2 protein-coding genes and 1 pseudogene are annotated in these 3,087 nt (G+C 41.6%); all 3 read right to left on the bottom strand.

From position 1 onward, the window contains the following. Positions 1-48 precede the first annotated feature (48 nt). Positions 49-1,248: an ABC transporter permease gene (locus tag RWO85_RS10020; protein ID WP_314415702.1), complete on the bottom strand. Its 1,200-nt coding sequence runs from the start codon at positions 1,246-1,248 to the stop codon at positions 49-51. Further along, a complete protein-coding gene (locus RWO85_RS10015) occupies positions 1,245-2,138 on the bottom strand; it encodes an ABC transporter ATP-binding protein (RefSeq protein ID WP_314415699.1) in 894 nt (297 codons plus the stop codon). The genes RWO85_RS10020 and RWO85_RS10015 overlap by 4 nt, the downstream gene beginning before the upstream one ends. Positions 2,139-2,376: 238 nt before the next feature. Then, positions 2,377-3,087, bottom strand: a pseudogene (locus RWO85_RS10010) (phenylalanine--tRNA ligase subunit beta); the annotation flags it as partial.

The following is a 3,087-nucleotide window of genomic DNA, read 5'->3' as shown; positions in this document are numbered from 1 at the left end:
AATTCCACTCTTTTTATCTCTAAAAAACCTCGCTTTCGCGAGGCTCTTCTATTTATAAGATAAGGCACGTTTAAAGGTTTTCCAAGGACCTAAATCATCTGTTTGCAGAACGAGGCTAGCATACATACGTCCGATAAAGACTGTTGCCGTTACTGCAAAAATCACTGTAATAGCAAGTGAAATCCATGCTTCTACTCCCCCTGCATAGCCATTAATAGCTCTAAATGGCATGAAGAAAGTCGAAATAAAGGGAATATATGAACCAATCTTCAAGATGAGATTGTCACCAGCTGCACCTAGAGCTGTCACTCCAAAAAAACCACCTATAATCAAAATCATCAAAGGCGACAAGGCTTTTCCTGCATCCTCAGGACGAGAAACCATAGAACCTAGGAAGGCTGCTAAAACAACGTACATAAAGAGGCTAACCAAGACAAACAATAAGGTGTTGAGCGAGAAAGCCTCTCCTATATGGTTTAAAATACCAGATTGTGCCAAGATTGGTAGGTCTTTAAAGAGAAGAATGGCAGCAAGTCCACCCACGACGTAAATGCCAATATGGGTCAAAATCACAAGAAGCAGAGCCAGCATGCGAGCGTAGAAATAATGACTAGCTCGGATACTAGAGAAGACAACCTCCATAATTTTGGTTCCTTTCTCGCTAGCCACTTCCTGAGCAGTGACACTAGCATAGGTAATCAAAATCATATAAAGGAAGAAACCAAGCCCTGCGGCCGCAAAGGTTTGAATCATTTTTTTATTTTCCTTGGATTCATCAATTTTCTCCGTAAAGTTAACTGTTTGCTCCAAGCGTTTTTCCTGCTCTTGTGACAAATTAGCTGCCGAACGATTGAGTTGACCTTGAAGATCATTTAACTTACTCGTTACTCCTAGCTTAATAGCAATCTCAAGGGAAGTTTCACCATGATAGACGGCCTTGAGGACGCTGTCCTCTTGGTCAATGGTTAGGTAACCCTTGATTTTCTCATCTTTGATAGCAGCTTGGGCACTGGCTTCATCCTGATAATCAAAGTTGATACCGTTGGTATCCTTAAGCCCATCTTCCACAGATGGCACTGTTGTCACTACTGCCACTTTATCATTTTTAGCCATTGAAGAGCCTTGGAGATAAGCAATTCCTACAGACATTCCTAAAAAGAGGAATGGTGAAATCACCATAAAGAAGAAACTCCACGATTTGACATGTCGAAGATAGGTTTCCTTGATTACAACCCACATATTTCTCATACTTCCACCCCTGATTCTAGTTTAAAGATTTCATCGATTGTTGGCGCTTGTTGATCAAAGGTTGCGATATATTCCCCCTGAGTCAAGATTGGGAAGAGTTCTCTTCCAGCGCTCTCATCCTCCAAGATTAATTTCCAACTACCTTGTTTGGTCAAACTCACCTGTTTAACATGAGGAAGATTCTCCAATTCTTCCTTGCTTCGTTCACTTGAAACAAAGAGACGCGTTTTCCCGTATTGATTGCGAACATCCTGAACTGGTCCATGCAAGACCACACGGCCATCTCGAATCATGAGAATATCGTCACAAAGCTCCTCGACGTTGGTCATGACATGGTCAGAAAAGATAATGGTTGCCCCACGTTCTTTTTCTTGAAAAATAACTTGCTTGAGCAATTCTGTATTGACTGGGTCCAATCCACTGAAAGGCTCATCCAAGATAATCAAGTCTGGCTCATGAATCAGAGTAATAATGAGCTGAATCTTCTGCTGATTTCCTTTTGACAGACTCTTGATTTTATCTGTCAGCTTCCCTTTCACTTCCAACCTCTTCATCCATTGAGGGAGTTTTTCCTTGACCTCCTTGGCATCCATGCCTTTTAGAGTCGCCAAATAGCGAACTTGTTCAAGGACTGTCAATTTGGGCATGAGACTGCGTTCTTCAGGCAGATAGCCAATCCGAGCATAGGTCTCCTGACGAATATTCTGCCCATCCAGACTAATTTCTCCTTGGTATTCTAAAAACTTCAAAATACTGTGGAAAATCGTTGTCTTCCCAGCACCATTTTTTCCGACTAGTCCCAAAATACGACCTGGTCTCGCTTGAAAGTTAATACCAAACAAAACTTGCTTGGGTCCAAAACTTTTCTCTAGACTTCTTACTTCTAGCATCTTTCACCTCCGAAATGTCTTGCACTCATTATACTCCTTTTTGATAGCCTTTACAATACTTTCCGTCCATTTTTATAAGACTAATGCTATGTAAAATATGACCTGGAGCGTTTTTAGTGATAAATCCATTATACACTGGTAAACTCCAATTTATCTTCTCTGTTCCTCAACTGTCTATTTTTGATCCTGAATTGTTATGTGAAAAGCAAAAATCCACCCCGAAGGATGGATTGATACTTTAACGCACTTCTGCATTGACTTTTTCTTCAAGTGATGCTTGGATTTTTTCCATGTAGCGTGCGACTTCTTCGTCCGTTAAGCTGTCTTCTGGATTTTGGAAGGTCAAGCTATAAGCCATTGACTTCATACCAAGTCCCAATTTTTCGCCTGAGAAGACATCAAAGAGTTTGATATCTGTCAAACGTTTCACGCCGGCAGCTTGGATAGCATCTATAACTTCTTGGTGAGTCACTTCTGCCTTAAGGAGAAGGGCAACATCACGGCTAACTGCTGGGAATTTAGTAATTTCCACAAATGGAGTAGCTGGTTGAAGGGCAGTTTCGATGGCTGAAAGGTTGAGCTCAGCCACATACGTTTCTGGAATATCGTAGGCCTTAGCAGTGACTGGGTGTACTTGACCAAGGAAACCAAGAACTTGGTCACCGAGTGAAATCACAGCTGTACGACCTGGGTGGAGGCTTGCAATTTCAGCTGTAGCTGTATAGGTCACTTCTAGTCCCAAGCGAGTAAATAGTGCTTCAAGTATTCCCTTAGCATAGAAGAAATCAACTGGAACTGCTACTGTTTGGAAATCTTTTTCAGCAACCAAGCCTGTCAAGGCAAAGGCAAAGCTATTGATCTCATTTGGAAGTTCTTCTTTTGGATTACCTGTTTGTTCAAAGACTTTTCCAATCTCGTAAAGGGCCAAGTTTTTGTTCTTACGAGCCAC

The organism is uncultured Streptococcus sp. (assembly GCF_963521865.1).
In the GTDB taxonomy this organism is placed as follows: domain Bacteria; phylum Bacillota; class Bacilli; order Lactobacillales; family Streptococcaceae; genus Streptococcus.
This window is presented reverse-complemented; position numbering and strand designations above follow the sequence as displayed.